The sequence below is a fragment of the Burkholderia sp. ABCPW 11 genome, from assembly GCF_001523445.1.
GTDB lineage: Bacteria > Pseudomonadota > Gammaproteobacteria > Burkholderiales > Burkholderiaceae > Burkholderia.
In genome coordinates this window covers 16,641-38,320 of record NZ_LOVM01000013.1, presented here as the reverse complement: position 1 = coordinate 38,320, position 21,680 = coordinate 16,641, and the positions used below count along the sequence as shown (strand labels likewise).

18 protein-coding genes are annotated in these 21,680 nt (G+C 58.1%); 11 read left to right on the top strand and 7 right to left on the bottom strand.

Features of this window, described 5'->3' with window-relative positions:
• Positions 1-248: 248 nt before the first annotated feature.
• The 3 genes from WS61_RS05920 (at position 249) to WS61_RS05910 (ending at position 5,193) form a co-directional block, all read left to right on the top strand.
• Positions 249-1,448 (top strand): hypothetical protein, encoded by a 1,200-nt coding sequence (locus tag WS61_RS05920; protein WP_157692682.1) that lies wholly within the window; start codon positions 249-251, stop codon positions 1,446-1,448.
• Positions 1,449-1,902: 454 nt separating this feature from the next.
• The gene (locus tag WS61_RS05915; RefSeq protein ID WP_059499675.1) at positions 1,903-3,465 is read left to right on the top strand and encodes an SIR2 family protein; all 1,563 of its coding nucleotides are present in this window, start codon (positions 1,903-1,905) and stop codon (positions 3,463-3,465) included.
• Between the two features lie 627 nt (positions 3,466-4,092).
• Positions 4,093-5,193 (top strand): ImmA/IrrE family metallo-endopeptidase, encoded by a 1,101-nt coding sequence (locus WS61_RS05910; RefSeq protein ID WP_059499674.1) that lies wholly within the window; start codon positions 4,093-4,095, stop codon positions 5,191-5,193.
• Here the strand turns inward: WS61_RS05910 and WS61_RS05905 are convergent.
• From WS61_RS05905 to WS61_RS32685, 3 genes are all read right to left on the bottom strand, one after another.
• Positions 5,190-6,116: a hypothetical protein gene (locus tag WS61_RS05905; protein WP_059499673.1), complete on the bottom strand. Its 927-nt coding sequence runs from the start codon at positions 6,114-6,116 to the stop codon at positions 5,190-5,192. The genes WS61_RS05910 and WS61_RS05905 overlap by 4 nt on opposite strands.
• A 32-nt stretch (positions 6,117-6,148) precedes the next feature.
• Positions 6,149-7,204 carry a thymidylate synthase gene (locus WS61_RS05900; protein WP_038789018.1) on the bottom strand — a complete coding sequence of 352 codons (1,056 nt, stop codon included), beginning with the start codon at positions 7,202-7,204 and terminating at the stop codon, positions 6,149-6,151.
• Between the two features lie 74 nt (positions 7,205-7,278).
• Positions 7,279-7,524 carry a DUF4031 domain-containing protein gene (locus WS61_RS32685; RefSeq protein WP_229656742.1) on the bottom strand — a complete coding sequence of 82 codons (246 nt, stop codon included), beginning with the start codon at positions 7,522-7,524 and terminating at the stop codon, positions 7,279-7,281.
• Here WS61_RS32685 and WS61_RS35155 point away from each other — a divergent pair.
• From WS61_RS35155 to WS61_RS34715, 3 genes are all read left to right on the top strand, one after another.
• Positions 7,495-7,803, top strand: a complete 309-nt coding sequence (locus WS61_RS35155) for a hypothetical protein (RefSeq protein WP_179949660.1) — start codon at positions 7,495-7,497, stop codon at positions 7,801-7,803. The genes WS61_RS32685 and WS61_RS35155 overlap by 30 nt on opposite strands.
• A gap of 100 nt (positions 7,804-7,903) precedes the next feature.
• Complete coding sequence (locus WS61_RS05895) at positions 7,904-8,755, top strand: DUF4238 domain-containing protein (protein ID WP_059499672.1); 852 nt, start codon at positions 7,904-7,906, stop codon at positions 8,753-8,755.
• A 106-nt stretch (positions 8,756-8,861) separates the two neighbouring features.
• Positions 8,862-13,184, top strand: coding sequence for an NACHT domain-containing NTPase (locus WS61_RS34715; protein ID WP_157692681.1), 4,323 nt, complete (start codon positions 8,862-8,864; stop codon positions 13,182-13,184).
• Between the two features lie 66 nt (positions 13,185-13,250).
• On the opposite strand, the gene WS61_RS05890 is transcribed toward WS61_RS34715, so the two are convergent.
• The 3 genes from WS61_RS05890 to WS61_RS05880 form a co-directional block, all read right to left on the bottom strand.
• The gene (locus WS61_RS05890; protein WP_052139785.1) at positions 13,251-13,862 is read right to left on the bottom strand and encodes a hypothetical protein; all 612 of its coding nucleotides are present in this window, start codon (positions 13,860-13,862) and stop codon (positions 13,251-13,253) included.
• 124 nt (positions 13,863-13,986) lie between these two features.
• On the bottom strand, positions 13,987-14,187 hold the full coding sequence (locus WS61_RS05885; protein WP_059499671.1) for a BPSL0761 family protein: 201 nt from the start codon (positions 14,185-14,187) through the stop codon (positions 13,987-13,989).
• A 60-nt stretch (positions 14,188-14,247) separates the two neighbouring features.
• Entirely contained in the window at positions 14,248-14,877 is a 630-nt protein-coding gene (locus WS61_RS05880) for a hypothetical protein (protein WP_157692680.1), read from the bottom strand.
• Positions 14,878-15,103: 226 nt separating this feature from the next.
• Between WS61_RS05880 and WS61_RS32680 the strand changes: the two genes are divergently transcribed.
• Entirely contained in the window at positions 15,104-15,343 is a 240-nt protein-coding gene (locus WS61_RS32680) for a helix-turn-helix domain-containing protein (protein WP_080278811.1), read from the top strand.
• 347 nt (positions 15,344-15,690) lie between these two features.
• Here the strand turns inward: WS61_RS32680 and ychF are convergent, their stop codons facing one another.
• Entirely contained in the window at positions 15,691-16,788 is a 1,098-nt protein-coding gene (ychF, locus tag WS61_RS05875; RefSeq protein WP_059499669.1) for a redox-regulated ATPase YchF, read from the bottom strand.
• A gap of 247 nt (positions 16,789-17,035) precedes the next feature.
• On the opposite strand from ychF, the gene WS61_RS05870 reads away from it, so the two are divergent.
• The 4 genes from WS61_RS05870 to WS61_RS05855 all read left to right on the top strand — a co-directional run bounded on the left by WS61_RS05870 (position 17,036) and on the right by WS61_RS05855 (position 21,676).
• Positions 17,036-18,214 carry a UbiH/UbiF family hydroxylase gene (locus WS61_RS05870; protein WP_059499668.1) on the top strand — a complete coding sequence of 393 codons (1,179 nt, stop codon included), beginning with the start codon at positions 17,036-17,038 and terminating at the stop codon, positions 18,212-18,214.
• Positions 18,215-18,305: 91 nt separating this feature from the next.
• On the top strand, positions 18,306-19,034 hold the full coding sequence (locus WS61_RS05865; protein WP_059499667.1) for a DsbC family protein: 729 nt from the start codon (positions 18,306-18,308) through the stop codon (positions 19,032-19,034).
• Between the two features lie 98 nt (positions 19,035-19,132).
• On the top strand, positions 19,133-20,932 hold the full coding sequence (locus WS61_RS05860) for a M61 family metallopeptidase (protein ID WP_059499666.1): 1,800 nt from the start codon (positions 19,133-19,135) through the stop codon (positions 20,930-20,932).
• Between the two features lie 147 nt (positions 20,933-21,079).
• On the top strand, positions 21,080-21,676 hold the full coding sequence (locus tag WS61_RS05855; RefSeq protein ID WP_059499665.1) for an FMN-dependent NADH-azoreductase: 597 nt from the start codon (positions 21,080-21,082) through the stop codon (positions 21,674-21,676).
• Positions 21,677-21,680: the final 4 nt, after the last annotated feature.

The window sequence follows — 21,680 nt, the reverse complement described above, 5'->3', positions numbered from 1 at the left end:
TCTTCTTAAGGTCGGAGATGTCCTACGCTGACGCGATTCGCCCTGTCCGCAACAAGATGCGGAAGTTCTCGTATGTTTCCGTTCTCAGGAGTCTATCCGCGTATATGCAGCGAACGGATGCTCTGACTGGCGAGCAGAGGGCACGTCGGATGCCGTGGATTGCGGAGCGACTTGGGGCATGGGCCTTACGCGATAGGCCTTCGATGTACTTGACGGCTCCGATGTCGTCGTCTGACTTGGCTGCTTGCATGAACCTCGCATGGAAGCAGATGGACACAGGGGTGACATGGATGCGCTCCGGTAATCCCCTAGACCTCTCGATACGCACGATGCTTTTGTCCCAGTTGCCGTATCAACTGCCGCAAGAGACAGGCGCATTTGCTCGCCAGGTGGACCTCCTTCGACGCATAGGTCCCGACACGAAGCTGTACCGCGCATTGGGACGAGCACTGGGAATGTCGCCGGAGGTATACCTGCGCGTTGCAGTGTTCATCTGGAGTATGGCTGATGAGCGCATCGAGGACGTCTTTTCTCCGATGTACGTTCGAGCGATGACACTGGCGTTCGGACAGGAAGCCATTGCTGCGTTTCTGCGAACCGTAATCATCCCGCATGAGCGAATGGAATCGGTATCGGGCGAAGGCATCGTTGAAGATGAGTGGTTTCAACCGAATCTTCTATATCGCTCCCCCTTTGTTACGTATCGTGGCGAGCGGTTCTATTGGGGGCGCGCCTGCCTTCAGAGGAACATTGAGTTCGCTTTTAGTGACATAGTAGGACGGTCCGCAGACGATGCGGTACGTCGGACCTTCGAAGGTGCTTTCGAGTCGTACGTGGGTGATTCCCTTCGTCGGTGCTGCCCTCACGTATTGAGCGAACAGGAAATCGTTGAGCGGTTCAATGTCAATGGCTCATGCAACGACTTCGCTGTCCTCGGCGATAACTACATTGTGCTTGTCGAGGCGAAGAACAAAGCTTTGACACACACACTGACCGCAACGGGTTCTGCCAAGACCTACAAGTCAAAGTTCAAGGCGACAGTAGTCAAGGCTGCCAGTCAACTCAAGAATGTGGTCCACCATGTACGTGTAGATGCCGAATTCATGCATGCGCGCATCCATCAGGTCATCGTCACCTACGGCGACTTGATGCTCGGTAACGGGCAATTCATATTCGAGGCTGCCGAGGATGCCGAAATTCCGCTCGTGTTAAGCATCGACCAATTGGACCGGCTGCTAGAAGCCATACGTATTGGCCGTTGCACATTCGATGAGTTCTTTGAAGACTATCGGAAGCATCAGAAGTTTCCGCAGACAAGGCTGTTCTCACCGGGTCAGTTACTCGCTGAGTCCAAATACAGGCTGAGCGAACAACCGACGCATCTGCAAAGCATTCTAAATCCGTTCTTCGATAGCATCTCCGCGTTGGCAGAGAAATATATCGTCTAGAGGCTCCGGACATTGTGGCGGGTTACGAGGCACGGACACGGCTTCTCAATCGAATGTCAATTGCCAATGTATGACATGTGAGTGAAGCACTTTACACGACCCGTAAACGCCGCTGCCGCAGCGACAATGTCGAGGTGTCACCGACGCAGGCCGTTTGTCCAGATGGTTCTCCGGGGCTGCTACGCGTGCTGGCACTTGACGGATGCGTACTTCAGTGAGTGAGAACGGCGACGTTCGGCACAACTGCCTTGCTCCGTACCGCACACCAGAGGGGGTTAGACCTTCCTGCAATCGATGGTAAGTCCATCAACTCTAGAACTACTTCGCCCTCGACGAAAAACGTTTGCGAGCGTTCGCGTTGGCCCGCGGGTGAAAACGAGATGCGGAATACGTCGAAAGTGCAGAAGCGAGGGGCTAGAATCAAGTGCCACTTACCTCCTTTCGACGTGATGCCATGACCATTTCCGAAGTTCTCGCAAAGCAGTTGCACGCACACAGTTCGGGGCCGTTTCTTTTCGCAGGTTCTGGTCTTTCTCGCCGATACCTCGGTCTAGATGACTGGGCAGGATTACTCCGCCGTTTCTGCAAGCACATCAAGCCATACGAGTACTATCTTTCGTCCGTAAATGGTGACCTGCCCGCCGTCGCTGCCGCAATGGCCGAAGACTTCCATGAGGTTTGGTGGACTCACGAGGCTTACGCGGTTAGCCGGGAGAAGCACTCGAAGAAAATCGGTGAGAGAACGGGGCCGCTTCGGGTCGAAATTTGCGACTATCTAAAGGGCGTCGGCGTTCCAGACCTTAGCCAGAGCGAGTTCGCGGATGAGCTCGACGCGCTAAGCCGCCTGAACGTTGACGGCATCATCACCACCAACTGGGATACGTTCCTTCAGACACTTTTTCCCGACTACAGGGTGTATGTCGGACAAGACGAGCTTTTATTCTCGAATCCGCAATCCATCGGTGAAATATACAAAATTCACGGCTGCGTCAATACGCCGCGAAGCTTGGTGCTTACGAGCGCTGACTATGAGGATTTTAACGAGCGCAATGCATATCTGGCGGCGAAGCTCATCACGATTTTCGTCGAGCACCCCGTTATCTTCATGGGCTACTCACTAAATGACGAGAATATTATTTCACTGCTCAGAGCAATCTGCGCCTGCATCGGACCCGACAAGCTTCAGCAGCTCAACAACAACCTGATTTTTGTGCAGCGTGCTCGGGAAGGCGAGGATGACACGATTTCGCAAACCGTTATCGCTCTCGAGAAGACCCAAATCCCTATCACCTTAATTAGGGCGGGTTCATTCGTGGGAATCTATGAGGCTATCGAGTCGACGAAGAGAAAGATTCCTGCCCGCGTGCTTCGTTACTGCAAGGAGCAGCTATACGAACTCGTAAAATCGACCGAGCCTCATGGCAAGCTTGTTGTGGTCGACGTAGACCAGGTCAATGGGCGCGAAGACATCGAGTTCGTTGTAGGCGTCGGCGTGGCGGCGGAGAGAGAGGAAGAAGAGAGACGTCGCCTTGGGGATGTCGGCTATCGTGGCATTAAGCCAATCGACCTGTTCGAAGACGTCATTTTCAGAAACAAGGGTTACGAGGCGCGGCGTGTGCTTCTTGAGGCGATGCCGCAGGTATCGAAGGGCCTGAAGTATCTTCCGATTTTCTTTCTTTTGCGAGCCGCAGGCATCAATGATAGAGATGAATACCAGCTATCTGAATACGATGTGGACCGCTACGTCGACTTGACGCCCGCAGACTTCAAGGCAAAGAGTTTGGCAAAGGGGTACATGCGGAACTACCGCGGGTTGAGTGTCTCCGAGATGATTCAGAGGTTCACGCCGGAAATCGTTGCGCAGTATCTGCCGTTCGTTGACTGGAAGCGCGAAGACTACGCTGCTATTGGGCAGTTTCTTGCCGCGAACATTGACCGCTTCCAGACCTCGAACTATTCCACGGCGTTTCGTAAGCTGGCTTGCCTGTACGACCGTGCTATGTACGGATGGGAATAGGCGGGTAACAAATCCCGCATGAGCGAAGCGCTGGCGCACGTGGTGGGGGGCGTAGGTTTTGTGTCTCGTTGAGTGTATGGCCCACTACGGTAGCACTGAACCATCAAGGGCCGTTGTATCCAGTTTCATCGGTCTAGCCCGGATTATTGATAAAATCTGCGAGAAGCATGTGTCATGATTCTCGAGCCGACGGCTCACAGTCTCGTAGAAGCTTGCACAATCCGTAAAGACAGACGATGACGTTCCTCATGTAAGCGTTACGTAGGCTGGCCAGCTTATCGGCCGCCGGCATAGTTCATACGATGCCCATAAAACTGGCGTTTAAAGACGAGAAGGTCCGAGCGGTGTGTGAGAGCCCGCGTTCGGCGAAGCTGAAGTACGGGGAGGTAGCTGGGCGGACAATTCATAGTCGGCTAGCGGACCTGCGCGCGGCCGATTCTCCGCTCAAGTACGTTGAATGGGGCTTCGGCAAATTCGACGAGACAGCGCATGACCGAATTGTCATTCCAATCGACGACGAGTACCGTATGGTTGCCGAGGCTAACAATCGTCCTCCTCCAGGTGAACCGGGAGCCCTAGACTGGGCGCAGGTAACGCGCGTGAAAATCTTGTCTATCGAGCGTACCAATGAGAGCTGAAGCCGAATTCGCGCCCATGTGGGCCATTCCGCCAGGTCGAACCATCAGCGATTTGATGAAGTCCCGGGGCGTTGCCTCGACGCGCTTGGCGCACTCGGTTGATATGTCCGAGGCCGACTTCGAAAGCCTCCTAGAGGGAAAATGTGCTCTCACGGCTCGTATCGCCAAGCGTCTCGAGGCGGAGCTTGGGGCGTCTGCCGGTTTCTGGCTATGCCGAGAAGAACAGTATCGGGAGCAGCTCGCTAAGATGACCGATGGCGTCGACCCAGACAATGAAGAGTACCAAGCTTGGCTTAAGAGCCTGCCGGTCAAGCAGATGCAAGAGTTTGGCTGGCTTGAGCCGACGAGAGACAAGCGAGAGAAACTCCGCCGTTGCCTTGCGTTCTTCGACGTGCCGAACTTGGATGCGTGGCGTCGGACGTATTCTGATACAAAAGGCGCGGCCGCGTTTCGTACGAGTGACACGTTCGAGGAGGATGAGGTCGCGACTGCAGTATGGCTTCGGCGGGGTGAACTCGAAGCAGAGAAAATTGAGTGTAAGAAGTGGAGTCCTGCACTCTTTGGAGCTCAGCTTTCGAAGATTCGAGCGCTGACTAATATTCCGAACCCATCTGAATTTTTACCGAAGCTTCGGCAGCTTTGTGCTGAGGCTGGCGTTGCCGTTGTCATTGTGAAGGCCCCGAAGGGCTGTCGCGCGAGTGGCGCAACTTTTTTTTGCGCCCCAGACAAAGCGGTGCTGCTACTGTCAGTCAGATATCTGAGCGATGACCAGTTTTGGTTCTCTTTTTTTCATGAAGCAGGACACTTGGTCTTGCATTGGGATGCAGACTTGATGATTCTCGAGACATCGGACGGGCCAATGTCTCCCCAGGAAGAAGAGGCCAATAAGTTTGCGACGGAGCAACTCATTCCTCCTCACCTGCAGGCTCGCTTGCCCGGGGCGTCGAAGTCGCTCAAGGGAATCATGCGACTTGCTCGCGACGCCGGGGTATCGTATGGCATCGTCGTTGGACAGATGCAGTTCCGTGGATTAGTCAGCCAAAAAATCTATAACAATTTGAAGAATCGTTACAAGTGGAATGCCGTTTAACCGCGGAACGGCTTGTACTTCGCGGGACTTTTTTGCCAATTGCAAAGCGAATCCTCAATCACCTGCATGCCGACGCCTAGGGCCTTCTCGAGTTCGATTGCGAGTTCATCCAATTTCTTTTTCGAATAGGTCTTGTTGTCGACCGCTCCGCTGAAAAGTAGGCGCGCTCCGCGCTCCGGGCCCGTTGCATGAACGATGTACGCTGACGGCGGTTCGATTTCAACAAGCCCTACTTTGGCAATCATTGTCAGGTAATCAAACTTGCCTGTTCGGCCAAACTGTTGAACTGCTTTCATTTTTTTATACAGATAGTCGAATAGCTTCTTGGGGTCGTTTCCGGCCTCAGCTTTCGCATTGGCAAAAAACGTCGCATGTGACCGCTTCGGACCAATCCATGCGGAGTAGCTCTTGAGCACGATGTCTAGCTCCCCGCGACTCTCATATTTGCGGTGGTTTCCAAACGGGAAGTCTTTCTTCTGAGCCTCGATGTCATCGAGATGCTGATGAAGCCATAGCGTAAACTGATTGGGATTCCTTGAGAACTTATCCCAAGTCCAAGTGAATTTATCATTGTAGGCACCGTAGACCATTCGCAAGAGACCATAGCCTTTCTTCAAGTGCTTGCCGCAGACTACGAACAGAAAGACTAACCAGAACGCCTCGTCCACGTTGCCATTGCGCATGTGATGAATCGCGGCTCGCAGCGGGTCAAACATTTCCGCGTTCTTGGGGTCAAGACGCTTCAGAGAGATTGGCCGAGCTGCGATGGCCTTGATGTAATCGATGCGTGCGACGCTATCGACGATTTGGGCGACCAAGGCTTCGCGTTCTTCTACTGTTGATATGCCAGGTAGAGCCTTGCCATTGACACGATACGCCGCAAGAATGGCGTCGAGCTTTTTGGAGAGAGCTGGATTCTTCATGAATGGTCCATCGAACGTGTTGGTTCAGTCAACTATCTTTTGTTTGAGTCGGTGCTTGCCGGTTGCTGAGCATCAAGGGCCGCACCATCAAACAACATCGGCGCAGAAGGTGCTGCCGTTTGACGCTGACGCTTCGCGATGTGAACGTCGAAGACATTGGTCGTCATTTGTTCTTTGATGTCGACCAGCTTTTCCCTGTCTGCTTGGCGAGCCCCTTTGCGAGAGTAGCGATACACCTGCAATAGCCGGACAAGGTCGGCCCAATAGGGAGGAAGGTCGTCAAGCTTCGGTTGCTTCCCTTGCCGCACTTGGCGCTCGGCGTGTAGTACCTTCTCTACCGTCTGCCAAGGGTCGCCTGCCGGCATGTTGGGCATTGAAACGCGCTCTTGGTAGCCTTCGTCGAGGTAATCGAATACTGACTGAGTGTCTGTTACGTAGAGGTGAAGGCTGCCGACCGCGTGTTTGTATTGACCGACTTCGACTCCCAAGGAGCGAGCGATGAGTTCTTGCAGCATGGTGAACGCGAAGATGTCGTGGGGCAGCCCCATGAAGGCATCATTCGAACGCATCATGACCATCGCATGTAGTTGATGGTCTCTGACGGTGAATTGCAGCGTGCACGTACAGGGAAGGTCTTTTCGCCTCTTCTCCAGGTTCTTGGCAAGGTCTTCTCCACGGAAGAGCTGAATGACGGCTCGGCGCGATGGGGAGCTTGCCTGGAGTGTCCGGATGACGTTTTGTACTTGGTTGGGGGCGTTATCGGAACCGAATAAGCGCGGGCCGTAGGCGCCAAAAATCGTCTCGTCGTCGTCAGAAAATTCCGAGTACGTCTTGATGTAATACTGGATGAAGTCGAGTTTGTCGGAGCCAGAGAGGTACCAAAGAAATTCGCCTAAGCAACTGAAAACGGTATTTTTTCTTTCGCTTTGGCTTAGTCTGGCCCTTGGGTTCTTTAAGAGTAGCAGCGCGCCGTTTATTTCGTTTATGGCGCCTTTCGTTGGAACGATTTCACTTGCGCCGCGCTTTCTCAGGAGGCGACGATAAACCTTGTTCAGCAGGTCATCGATTGTGTCTGCGGTCAGGTACATGGCGAGAGCGGCACACCAGGCGTGGTCTGTCGCCTGTGAAACCGCGAAAGTTGAGACGACGAAAAACTCTATGCTCAGTCAAACAGTCTCAACTGAGCGTTTGCTCTTGCGAGCGAGTCTTGGAGTTCGAGTTTCAATTGGCGGCCACGCAAAACGAGCGTTCGTCGGTCCGCCTGCATCGCGCCTCGACTCAATGCTACGTCTCTAACTTCGACAGTGACGTCGTAATGTGGCAACGACGCCTGCGCCTGGAACCAACCGCGTTTCAGTCCTAGGGACTTCGCGAACCCGTGCAGTTCATCAAGCGAATCGGCAACCAAATGGCACCACCGGCGACCGCGCCACGCTATCCGAGCGTTGTCTACATAGACGGCCAAGGTCTCTTCCTCGCAAAAAACCCTTTTACTTTTACTCTACTCCCCGAGGATGATACTCGAAATCACGCCGAAATTGTTTCCCTGCTGTTTGCCGGTCGGTGCGGCGCACAATGCGTCTTCGGGCCTGTCGATTTGTTGAATCCCAGCCGCGGACTTCGCTTCAGGAATCCGCTGAATGGAAAGCTTTCGTTGTTAGCATCCGTTGCCTGCCTTTCGATGTAACCGTCGAGGCATGCATCGCAACCGGCGGGAAATGCATTTTTCGGCAGTCTGGAAGTGCACTGCGACTTCTGACGTAAAGCCCAACCACAGGAAGGTTTGAATGAACCAGCCTCGGCGTCACCATTTCGTCCCCCGCTTCTATCTCGACGGCTTTTGTGCCGACGACACTCAACGACTCGCTGTCTATGACCGCGTTCGGAACGTGTACCGAGCTCAGCGACCCTCAGAAGTTGCTCACCGGCGCGACTACTATGCGTACGAAGATGAGCAGGGCAACCGCGTGTTTGACATAGAAGCGGCGCTCGGGGAAGTGGAGACGGCTGCCAGCCACTCGATTCGGCGTGTCGACAATGGTGATGAACTCGGTGACGGCGACCGGATGACGTTGGCAGCCTATGTAGCGTTCCAGTACACGCGAACGCCAGCGTACGTAGCCTGGTTGGAGGCTTTCCGGGCGCATGGAGCCGGGCGCGAGGAGGCGGAGGCGCTACCGGAACCACTGGACCCGGGAGTTGAGCGGGCGGAGGCCATTGGCGCGATGTTGCGGCATGCGCCGAGATTCGCTCACGTTTTCCTGCGGCTGAACTGGACTATCTGGCGTCGTGAATCGGAGCGCTTTTCCTTTGTTACTAGCGATAGCCCTGTTTGTCGGGTTTGGCGAGACCAGCCGGAACAGGACGTATATGCCGGCGCGGGCTTCCTCTCGCCGGAGGTTATAACCCTCCTTCCGTTGTCACAAGTGTCAACGCTGGCAATGTCGGGCATCGGTGACCAGATTGCCCAGAGGTCGCTTACTCGTGACCAAGTGCGACGGGTGAACCTCGCGGTGGTGAATCAGGCACAGCACTACGTTTTTGGTAGAGACTTGACGCTTGTCGAAAACCTCGTCCAACGAACGGGAATCGACAGGCGTCAATGGCAGCCGCCATTGCGCGTCGGCTACCCTGCTTGACTGTCGCGCTCCATCCTTTATGAAGAGGCGAGGGAGAGTGCGGTCGATTGAGACTCCCTGCGTCATCTTAAAATGCCACGAAACAACCGAAATCCCGGGGGTAGCTTTGGACGCAAAGGCAACTTCTAGTTTAGTAAGCACGGATTTTCTGGAGTCCGCTCAGACGCACACCGGAGGCTTTGTTGAGCTCGGCCGAAGATTTCAGCGTTATCGCGATGAAGAGTCGGTTGACGATATTGCGACTCAAAGTTATGTCTCGGAATACGTTAGTCGCTACTCAGCGCTCGACTGGCACGGACTTTTGAGTAACCGCTTAGTCGTAGTGCTCGGCGAACCGGGCAGCGGGAAGTCGGAGGAGCTTCGCGCTCAACAACGCCGTCGTCCTGATAGTTTCTTCTTGCGTCTCGAGCAATTGGTCACCGAGGACGTCAAGGCTCTTCTGTCTGCTGACGAGTTGGAACGATTCGAGCGTTGGAAGAAATCGACTGACGCCGCGCTTTTCTTGCTCGATGCAGTCGATGAGTCAAAGTTGACGCGCGACGATGATTTCATTACCGCGCTCGAACGACTTGGCAAAGCGCTAGGGCCGGCACGGTTTCGAGCACAACTGATAATCAGTTCGAGAATCAGCGAGTGGCGACCACGGACTGACCGCGAGGCAATAAGAGAACGGTTCGTAGCTCCGCCGGAAAATCCGGGAACGACGCCAGAAGAAATTCTCGTTACGACAATCCTTCCGCTCACGCCAGACCAGGTTCGCCTTTATGCGCAAAGTAAAGGAATTCTGGACGCGGAGAAATTTCTGGAAGCATTGAGCAAGCACAATGCCTGGCCATTTGCTGGTCGTCCGCTGGATGTCGCAAGCCTGTACAGCTATTGGAAGGAAAATCGTGAGCTGAGCGGTCTAACGGCATTGACCGAGTACATGGTTCGCAAACTGCTTGCCGAAGTATCCAACAAAGAACGGGGTGACCCATTAACGCCGGAGCGCGCGAGGGTGGGGGCCGAATTTCTCGCGGCGGCGGCGATACTTTGCAAGAACCTAAAGTTTGCCGTCCCTGATGATGCTCATATTACTGGCCAAAGGCACATCGCGACCGACCTTGTTCTCCCGAGCGATTGGACATCACGGGAAAGACGAGCGCTGCTCGACCGAGCGTTGTTCGATTCGGAAAGCCGTGGCGCACTTTCCTTCCACCATCGGTCACACGTCGAGTACCTCGCCGCGTCCTGGATTGAACGTCTGATGGAGCACAACTGCCCGTTTGAATCTCTGAGGGAACTACTGTTCGTTCGGTCCAATGGTGCAATTACGCTACGTGCGTCAATGAAGCCTGTTGCCGCTTGGCTGGTGAGGCGGGATGCGGCTGCGTGGCGTGGCCGGTTGGAGACCTTGCTGCTAGAGACGGCGCCTGAAATTCACCTGCAATGGGGGGACCCCGCGGCTCTGTCGATTCACTATCGCAAGCGTGTCCTGACTGCCATCATGCAGAAGTATCGTAGCCGCGAGTACGTTCCAATCGAAGTAGACCTCGAATCTCTCGCTCGAATTGCGGACTCCGAACTTGCAGGAGATATTTCGGGCTACCTTGCCGACAACGAAATTTCGGATGGTTTGAAGGCACGCTTGCTGATGATAGTCATGGAGGGCAAGCTCACGGAGTGCGTCGACAGCGTTATTGCATTGTTTCAGAGCTCCACAACTTCGGAGGAGATACGCCGGTATGCAGTTCTTGCAATTCGTGATGCGGGTACAGCAGCGCATAAGCTAAAGTTGGCGGATAACTATCGGCTTGTCGCCAACTTAGACAATGTGACCCTTGGGCATCTCTTTGAGACGCTTTTCCCAACGAACATCTCGGTCGATGGCGCCCTCGAGCTTCTTCGAAGAGCTACATCCGTCAACCGTTACGACATAGAGTTCCTTAATTCAGTCAAATCTAAACTGATGGAGTCTCTCGATGACGCGAATGCGATGCCGTTTCTGAAAGGCATCGTCGCCATGCTGGAACGGGAGCCAATCAGTGCACGACGCGACGCATCAGCGCACTATTATTGGGTCTCAGACCTTATAGCACCTGCTCTGGCTGCTGTGCTAGAAAAATCAGCGTACGTCAATGGGGACATTGATACGATTTTTAAGGCCGTCTTGGAAGTTGAGCGTGGGATTATGTTCGAAGGGAAAGGTGACGCTGATGAGGAGTCGTTGCGGGATACGATAAGGGGTGTACTGGATAATAATTCCGAACTTCGTCATGCCATCTTTTGGCGACGTGTTGCTTGCTATCGTACAATCGAAAAGAAAGAACCTCCGGCTCATAGGCTCGACCCTTACCACTGCTTACTCCCGTGGAAGCGGGACGACTTAGAGTGGATGATTTCCGATAGCCTCAAATGTAAAAATGCGCATGACAGGAAAGTTGCAATCGAAGCCGCGCTTCTTCTTTCGTGGAGGACACATAAATCGTTACCCACTATAGCATGGAAGTTACGCCGGACATTAACTCAAGAGGACCTTCGTCCATTTGTATTGTCCCATTTTAAGAATAGGTTAATAGCGCCGTTTCATCGCCGATATGATAGGTATGTGCGTCAACGCCTGCTCGACGCTCATTGGTGGACAATTCGAAAGATGGCGTGGGAGCGCCGGAAAAGCGAAATTCGAGGGAGGTATTGGATATGGACGCATCTTCCTGGAATTCGTTCGGCGAAGTATCCCGGCGCTATTCAATATATGGTCGCAGTAATGCACGATAGCAGCGCGACGAAATACGGAGTGGTCGCATGGGAAAAAGTTAGCGCTAAGTGGGGGCGCGCACCTGCCGCAGCTGCCGAGGCAGGGTGCCGCAATTTCTGGTTGACCTATTCACCAGAACTACCGTCGGAACGAAAAGAAAAAAATTCTGTCGATGTTCGGTCGACTTTCGGTCTGATTGCGCTTCAATCGGAATGGGAGGCGGGTCGTCTAACGTTTAGTGACTTTAGCCGAGCCGACGTTACGCGCGCGGTGAGGTTTGCTTGCTGTGAACTCAATGGCTTGCCGGAATGGTTTGAAACTCTCGCACTAGCGTTTCCGGACGCGGTGGCTGATGCGCTATCTCCCGCTATAGAAGCCGAATTCAAATACGCTGCTGACTTACCTCTCGTCCATGAAGTCACCGCCAAGCTGGCCGCGGCGAAGTCGCCGACTAGCGCGTCTGCTATTGCGGTCTGGCGCAACTTGTCGAAGGTTGACCCGCTACACAATGACGTTCTCAAGCACGCTACGACGACACTGCTGCGAACCAGTGATTCGTACCTCGACGAGCTTGCGGGTCTTGCGTCTACGCGAATAAAGCAATATGTACCATCCCACGGTCGTTGGTTGACCTGGATGAGTATGTGGCTCAGATTGGATGCCTTGTCGGCGATTGCATATCTCGAGTCCGTTATCGCGGGTTGTACCGCACGGGACGAAGCCGACGAGTTGGTTATTTCGCTCTGTGCGCATCTGGGGGGGCGCTTTGGCGGGGAGCTAGCGACGGGACGTGCTTCATATCTCTCTCCCCCATCCTTGGCCCGCTTGCTTCCGTTGGTTTGCCGGCATGTTCGTCGAGAAAATGATATCGACAGGACAAGTCAAGGAGCATATTCGCCCGTCGCTCGGGACGACGCACAGGATTTCCGCGCGAGGCTTTGGGAAGTGCTTCGCACGTCAGATTCGCCTGAATGCGACTCAGTATTACGAAGCTTCGTTGAGAACAAAACTTTACCTAGTGAAATTGAGTGGATTTTGAGTATCCAGGACGAGAGAAATGGAAAACGAGCTGACCCGACGGCATGGTTTCCAGAAGACGTGCAGTCGTTCGGAACCCGATATCGGCACAAGCCTCGCTCACACTACCAGCTATATGAGCTGACGACCCGCCTTCTCTCGGATATTAAGGCTAATGTAGAAATTTCTGAAAATGCGACTGACCGACTGCAGGTACGCGCCGACGACAAAGAAGTGCACTTCCAGGGGTTCCTCAAGCGACAACTCGATGACCGGTCATTGAACTGGTTTTCGGTTACGCAGGAGTCCATAGTAGATTTGAACCAGCGACCAGACCTTCGCATAGAAATTCCGGGGCTGAGTGCTGTTCCAGTAGAAGTGAAGCTAGCAAACCTTGGATGGACGGTCGAACAGCTTCTGGAACGTCTGGAGGTCCAGCTTGTTGGGCAGTATTTGCGTGCAGAAGGTATCAACTATGGCATCTATGCAGTTGGCAACACGGAGCCGACGCGGAAATGGAAACGGCCAAGCGACAACAAGCTTATCCGTTTCCCAGAACTCATCTCGCTCCTTCAGGTAAGGGCGGCCGAGCTTATTTCGTTGTTCCCGGACAACGTCTACGGATTGACGGTCGTCGGTATCGATTTTTCCGACCCCCGACAAAGACAAGGATGAGGCGACCCGTACAGAGCGTATGCCCAAACTTTAATCGCTAGCCAGTTGGCGAAATGGTGCCATACCTCATTTCCGACGCACAGACCGTCGCAGTGATTTGCGGGGCCTTCTTTCCAATATCGTCTTGCCGGCAAGCCCGTCCTTGAGTCCTTTATATGCATCATCCAGTATTCCCGGCTGGCCGTGCTCTGCACGACCGCCGGCTATGTTTTCGTCTCCGGTCATCACGTGAAGTATTGAGGAATTCGCATGAGCGAGATGCTCCATTTCCACGTTGTAGCCATATAGGCGGTGAAGTCCGAGCGCTATGGCACACGACCGCGAGTAGCCACCCTCACAATGGACGACAATTGCGTTGATTTCGTCCGGCAGGCGTTCGACGAATGAGCGAATCATGTCAGCGTGCCCGCGGGTGAAGGCATCAGTGAGCTTTTCCGTTGCCTTTCTGGACAAGTCAGGTTTCAGAAAGTCCACGTCGGTGAAGCTCAGGCGCAGCACGTGGTCGAAGCCGTCGAGATTGGCCGGTGAACGTCCCGGAGCGGTCACGGAGATGACGGCCACCGACGGCAGACGGGGCAGTCTTTCCGCGTCGCGTCGCGACAGTGCGAATACCTGACGTGCGTGGCCGGCTGGTGACCGATACAGCTTGCCAACAACGTCCTGAAGGCGTTGCGTCATGTTACCTCGCGGGAGGTCGATTCTTTGCGGCGCAGCGGCTTTGGGCCGGCCGATTTTCAACGCACAGCAGCATCACCCTATCTCGCGAGCGACCAGAACTCGAGATTCTTGTCGCATCGGTCCATTAGCGCTTGGGAGCGGCCCAGATTCCCGGCAATGCCGCGGCTGATATCTCGAGGTCGATGTCCAGCGGATAGTGGCGGAGGAGTAACAGCGCGGCGCCCTGAACTGCGTCGCGCGTGGCGGTACTGGCGGGGGAGCCAAGCAGTTGCAAAAGCCTGCGTGTTTCGATGACTGCTTTCGTGCGCTCATACGCTGTGGTCATGGAGATTGCTCGTATACGTTGCAAGTGCAATCGGTCGCTTCGGCTCGCAGTTTTGCTGGTCTACGCGTGTGATTCTGCGGGACTGAGGTCGGTGGCTGGGACGATGCACCCGTCGCAATAGACGCGATGCCAATAGCCCTTCCGGAGTTCGCCCGGCCTGCCGCAGCTCTCGCATACGTGCCGGGCGCCTGCAATTGCGATTTGCACTTGCGCTTGGATTCGCGATTCCACATCCAGGGGACACAGCTGTCCACTGAGCAGAACTACCGTAAGCTGGCCGCCGGCCTGTGTGATGTCGGTGCAGAGGGGAAGCATAGGATAGGTGGCCCGGCCGTGCAGGAGTGCCCTATCCATCTGGGCGATTTGCTCCGGAAACTGGAGTTGCTCCTGCCACAAGGCGCGAAGCTCGGCTTCAATGTCGCGCGCCAGCGCTTCAATGATTGGATACCAGCCAACGCCGCACTGAATACCGAAGTGCGAGATGTTCGCTAGGTACGACTCGGGATGGTGAACCGCGCGAAAGAATAACGGGAAGCAAGAAAATAGCTCGCGCTGCCTACTGTTTGCCATCCACAAGCGGGGCTTGGGATGCAGTCCGGTGTCCACGGGTTCAACCGTCTTCACCAGCCGGCGCACCGCCGGCGAGTTATCACGGGATAGCGTTAGACGTTGTGCTTGAGGAGCAGTCACCAATAATTCTCCGTCATCGACCTGCGATGTGACAGCTGTCCTTCGCAAGGAGCAATTTTGAAAGTGAAGTTCGCAACCGAGTGCCCGTCGCGTGAAGTTGACATTCGACGGCAGCGCGGCATCGCGAATCAGCGCCGTGGCAGGACGAGGCCTGCTTTGCAAATAGTCTATTTTGGACTATTCCAAAATCGCTTGCAACCTTGCGGCTCTTCGCGTCGAGCCGCCAATGGAAAAATCTATCTACTCTCGTCGATACGCTATGTTCGCTAAGCTGCTGCGAGCAGCTAGAGAAGAGGCGGGTTTTACACAAGAAGAGGTCGCAGCTCGTCTTGAGACGACTCAGACCTTCATTAGCAAGTGCGAGCGCGGCGAGCGCCGGCTCGATGTTATTGAACTATGCAGCTGGTGTGAGGCTCTGGGTATACCAGCAAGCCAGTTCGTCGCTGAACTTGAGCAGAAGTTTTGACCGGCTGAGTGCGGTCGCCGAGAAAGCGTAGCATTTCGGAAAAATGCCGATGCCAGGTGACAGTGCAAGGTCCCCGTGTGCACAACTCTGCTGCCCACACCACGAGGGTGTGGACAGCCGCCCTGCGGGCGGTTCCAGAGTTGTACACACTCGAACGTCTGACGCGCCGGCTTTGCCGGCTTGCCCTATTTGTAAAGAAGGGGATGGAAAACCCGAGAGGGCGGCTATCGGCCGAATTCGATTGACTACATAACGCTCGGAGGCCGGTCTGGGCGGACCTCCGTTAAGGCACGCTGACGACCCCGCGTCCATGGGCTTTGGATTCTGGGGTGAATGTCCATACCCGCTTATGTGCGGGTGAACAGGAAGTTCATCACGTCGCCATCGTGCACGACATATTCCTTCCCTTCCGCACGCATCTTGCCGGCTTCCTTCGCGCCTTGCTCGCCCTTGTACGCGACGAAGTCGTCGAACGCGATCGTCTGCGCACGGATGAAGCCGCGCTCGAAGTCGGTGTGGATCACGCCGGCCGCTTGCGGCGCGGTATCGCCGATGTGGATCGTCCACGCGCGCACTTCCTTCACGCCTGCGGTGAAGTAGGTCTGCAGGCCGAGCAGCTTGAAGCCCGCGCGGATCACGCGGTCGAGGCCCGGCTCTTCCATGCCCATGTCGGCGAGGAACGCTTCCTTGTCCGCGTCGTCGAGATCGGCGATTTCCGCCTCGATCGCCGCGCATACGGCGACCACCGGCGCGTTTTCGCTTTCCGCGTACTTGCGCACCGCCTCGAGGTGCGGGTTGTTCTCGAAACCGTCGTCCTTCACGTTGGCGACGTACATCGCTGGCTTCGCGGTGATCAGGCAGAACGGCTTGATCAGCGCCTCTTCGTCGTCCGACAGCGCGAGGCCGCGCACGGCCTTGCCCTGGTCGAGTTGCGCGCGCACCTTTTCAAGCACCGCGACGAGCTTCGCCGCTTCCTTGTCGTTGCCCGACTTCGCCGCCTTCGAATAGCGCGTGAGCGCCTTCTCGACGGTGCCGAGGTCGGCGAGCGCCAGTTCGGTGTTGATCACTTCGATGTCGTCGATCGGGCTGACCTTGCCGGCGACGTGAATGACGTTGTCGTCCTCGAAGCAGCGCACGACGTGCGTGATCGCGTCGGTTTCGCGGATGTTCGCGAGGAACTGGTTGCCGAGGCCTTCACCCTTGCTCGCGCCCGCGACGAGGCCCGCGATGTCGACGAATTCGACGACGGCCGGCACGACACGCTCCGGCTTGACGATCTCGGAGAGCGCCTTCAGGCGCGTATCCGGCACTTCGACGATGCCGACGTTCGGCTCGATCGTGCAGAACGGGTAGTTCTCGGCGGCGATGCCGGCCTTGGTCAGCGCATTGAACAGGGTGGACTTGCCGACGTTGGGCAAGCCGACGATGCCGCATTTGAGACTCATGGAATCCTTCGGACGGGTGAGGCGGCGCGGCCGGACAGGGCACGGCGGCGCGGGAAAAAAGGGCGGCCGGCGCATGGAGCGCGGCGGGCCGACGGTCAAAAACGCTATTGTACCGTGCCGGCGCCCCGGATTCCGGGCTGGGCGCCGAACGGCCGATGCGGCGGGCCGACGCGTCGGCGCACCGGCCCGCGGTTCTGCTGATTTCCCGCAAAGTCCGGCCGCGTAAGGGTTTGGCCCCGCGGCTATAATGCCCGCCATGACTGCCCACCACACCTTCGACGTCGCCGTGGTCGGCGGCGGGCTCGTCGGCAAGACGGCCGCGCTCGCGCTGACCCAGTCCGGCTACAAGACAGCCTTGCTCGCCCAGCCGGCCACGCCGCGCCCCGCGGATCTCGCGTTCGACACGCGTGTCTACGCGCTGTCGTCCAGTTCGCAGGCGTTGCTCGAGCGGCTGCGAGTCTGGCAGGCGCTCGACCATGGCCGGCTCGCGCCGGTGTACGACATGCGCGTGTATGGCGATGCGCATGCCGAACTGCATTTCTCCGCCTACCAGGCGTCCGTGCCGCAGCTCGCGTGGATCGCCGAATCGTCGCTGGTCGAGGCGTCGCTCGACGCCGCGCTGCGATTCCAGCCGAACCTCACGTGGTTCGACGCACGTGCGCAGGGTTTCGACGTGCGCGACGACGCGGCCGTGCTCACGCTGTCGTCGGGGCAGGTGCTCGAAGCGGATCTCGTGGTCGGCGCCGACGGCGCGCATTCGTGGGTGCGCTCCCAAATAGGGGCCAGGGTAGAGCGGCGCGACTACCGGCAGACGGGCGTCGTCGCGAACTTCAAGGCGTCGCTGCCGCACCGCGAGACGGCCTACCAATGGTTTCACGAAGGCGAGATCGTTGCGCTGCTGCCGCTGCCGGACGGCCACGTGTCGCTCGTGTGGTCCGCGCACACCGCGCATGCTGACGAACTGCTCGCACTCGATCCGGCGCAGCTCGCGGCCGAGGTCGAGCGTGTGTCGCACGGCCAGGTCGGCGCGCTCGAATGCGTGACGCCGGCCGCCGGCTTCCCGCTGGCGCTGCAGACGGTCGACAAGCTGATCGCGCCGCGCGTCGCGCTGGTCGGCGATGCCGCGCACCTGATCCACCCGCTCGCGGGGCAGGGGATGAACCTCGGGCTGCGCGACGTCGCGGCGCTCGCCGATGCGATCGCGGGCAAGGAAAGCTTCCGCAATCTCGGCGATACGGTGCTGCTGCGCCGCTACGAGCGTTCGCGCTGCGAGGACATCCGCGCGCTGATGGTCGCGACCGACGGCCTGCAGCGGCTGTTCGCGGTGCCGGGTTCGCTCGCGAAGGCGGTGCGCAATGCGGGCATGGCGTTCGTCGGCGCGCAGCCGCTCGTGAAGCGCTGGCTCGTGTCGGCCGCGCTCGGCTGAACGAACCTTCTGCCGCCGCGCCGGTCGGAGACGGTTCCGTTACGGCGTACACTGTGCCGTGCACTCCGATTGAGCTGAAGGGAAGATTTCGATGAAAAAAACGATCCGCATCGCATCGCTGGCGCTGGCCGTCACGATGGCGACGCTTGGCTGCACCGCGCAGGCCGACCAGACCACCGACAAGCTGAAGGCCACGCTGCAAGCCCGTCTCGGTAACGACGCGCCGATCAAGAGCGTGTCGAAATCGCCGGTGGCCGGCCTTTACGAAGTGAACCTCGGCTCGCAGATCATCTATAGCGACGCTGCCGGCGACTACGTGCTGCTCGGCGATCTCGTCGACGCCAGGACGCACAAGAATCTGACCGACGCCCGCCTGTCCGAAATCAACAAAATCGACTTCGCGAGCCTGCCGTTCGCGAATGCGATCAAGGTCGTCAAGGGCAACGGCGCCCGCAAGATCGCGGTGTTCTCCGATCCGAACTGCCCGTACTGCAAGAAGCTCGAGACGACGCTGCAGTCGGTCGACAACGTGACCGTCTACACGTTCCTGTACCCGGTGCTGTCGCCGGATTCGACCGCGAAGTCGAAGGCGATCTGGTGTGCGACCGACCGCGCGAAAACGTGGGAAAGCTGGATGCTCGACCACCGCGCGCCGTCCGGCGCCGGTACCTGCGACACCACCGCGCTCGACAAGAACCTCGCGCTCGGCCGCGGGATGAACGTCACCGGCACGCCGACGATCTTCCTGCCGGACGGCCGCCGCCTGCCGGGCGCGGTATCGGCCGACCAGCTCAACCAGGCGCTCGCCTCGAGCAAGTAACCGACCGCACGCCGGGCGCACGGCCCGGCCGGCGAGGGGCGCCCGCATGATCTGCCGGCGCCTCTCTTCGTTTTCGCCCGCCCCGACCGATTGCCACGATGACCCAGCCGATCCGCTATTCGATTGTCCCGAAAGATCTTGCCGCGCACTTGTTCGAAGTGACGGTGACGGTTGCCGATCCCGATCCCGAAGGCCAGCGTTTCTCGCTACCGGTGTGGATTCCGGGCAGCTACCTCGTGCGCGAGTTCGCGCGCAACATCGTGACGCTGCGCGCGTTCAACGACGCGGGCCGCAAGGTGCGCATCGCGAAGACCGACAAGCACACGTGGCAGGCCGCGCCCGTGACCGGCGCGCTGACGCTGCGCTACGACGTCTATGCGTGGGACCTGTCGGTGCGCTCCGCGTATCTCGACGAGTCGGGCGGCTTCTTCAACGCGACGGCCGTTTTCCTGAGCGTCGCCGGTCGAGAGGACGCGCCGTGCGAAGTCGACATCGCTAAACCGGCCGGCGCCGCGTTCCGCACGTGGCGGGTCGGCACCGCGCTGCCCGAGGCGAGCGGGACGAAGCGCTACGGTTTCGGCGCGTATCGCGCGGCGAACTACGACGAGCTGTCCGACCATCCGGTGACGATCGGCGAATTCGCGCTCGCGACGTTCGACGCGCACGGCGTGCCGCACGACATCGTGATCGCCGGGCGCGTGACGCAGCTCGACCTGGAGCGGCTGCGTACCGACCTGAAACGCGTGTGCGAAGCGCAGATCGCGCTGTTCGAGCCGAAGTCGAAGAAGGCGCCGATGGACCGCTACGTGTTCATGACGCTCGCGGTCAGCGACGGCTACGGCGGCCTCGAGCATCGCGCGTCGACCGCGCTGATCTGCAACCGTACCGACCTGCCGGTGAAGGGACGGCCGGAAACGACGGAAGGCTATCGCACGTATCTCGGCCTCTGCAGCCACGAGTATTTCCACACGTGGAACGTGAAGCGCATCAAGCCGGCGGCGTTCGTGCCGTACGACCTCACGCGCGAGAACTACACGTCGCTGCTGTGGCTGTTCGAGGGCTTCACGTCGTATTACGACGACCTGATGCTGGTCCGCAGCGAGCTGATGTCGCAGGACGAATATTTCGCGGCGCTCGGCCGCACGATCGGCGGCGTGCTGCGCGGCACGGGCCGGCTCAAGCAGAGCGTCGCGGAAAGCTCGTTCGACGCGTGGATCAAGTACTACCGTCAGGACGAGAACGCGACCAATGCGATCGTCAGCTATTACACGAAGGGCTCGCTCGTGGCGCTCGCGTTCGACCTTGCGATTCGCGCGCAGACGCGTAACCGGAAGTCGCTCGACGACGTGATGCGCCTGCTGTGGCAACGCTACGGCCGCGACTTCTATCGCGGCAAGCAGGCGGGCGTGGAGGAAAACGAAGTCGAGACGCTGATCGAAGAGGCAACGGGCGTCGCGCTCGGCCGCCTATTCGTGGACGCCGTGCACGGCACGCGCGACCTGCCGCTCGGCGACCTGCTCGCGCCGTTCGGCGTGACGCTGGCTCCCGACGTCGCGCTCGGCGCGGCCGAGAAGCCGACGATCGGCGCGCGCTTGCGCGGTGGCGCGGACTGCACGTTGGCGGCGGTCTACGAAGGCGGCGCCGCGCATCGCGCGGGGTTGTCGGCCGGCGACACGCTGATCGCGGTGGACGGGTTGCGCGTGACGGGCACGAATCTCGATGCGCTGCTGGCCCGCTACCGGCCGGGCGACAAGGTCGAGGTCCACGCGTTTCGCCGCGACGAGCTCCGCACCGCGAAACTGAAGCTCGACGGTCCGGAAGTCACGCGCTACCGGCTGACGGCGGCCGCGAAGCCTGCTGCGGCCACGAAGGCCCGCGAAGCCTGGCTGAAGGGGTAACCGTACGCGAGCGGGTATCGGGGCGCGATCGGGTATTGTCCCGCTGCTGCAACAATCCGTCGCCCAGAACCCGCTTTTTCGCGGTTATGCGGCCACGCACAATGGCGTCACTCGCGCTACCGAAGCGCAACCCTACCGGAGCCTGACATGACGACCATTCTGCAAATCAATTCCGCCGCGCGTTCGCAAGGTGCGCAATCCACGCTGCTGGCCAACGAACTGACGGCAAAGCTGCAACAATCGAACCCCGGCGCGAACGTCGTGGTTCGCGACCTGCTGGCCGATGCGCTGCCGCACCTCGACGAATCGGTGCTCGGCGCGTTCTTCACGCCGGCCGATAAGCGCACCGCGGAACAGAATGCGATCGTCGCGAAGAGCGATGCGCTGATCGCCGAACTGCAGGCTGCCGACATCATCGTGATCGGCGCACCGATGTACAACTTCGGCATCTCGTCGCAACTGAAGACGTACTTCGACTGGATCGCCCGTGCAGGCGTCACGTTCCGCTACACCGAGAACGGGCCGGAAGGCCTGATCAAGGGCAAGAAGGTTTACGTGGTGACGGCGCGCGGCGGCAAGTACCTGGGTACGCCGAACGACAGCCAGACGCCGTACCTGCGCACGTTCCTCGGCTTCGTCGGCATGACCGACGTGAGCTTCATCCACGCCGAAGGCCTGAACCTTGGCCCGGATGCGCAGAGCGCCGCGCTGGCCGGCGCACGCGAAGCGATCGCCGCCGCGTAACGCG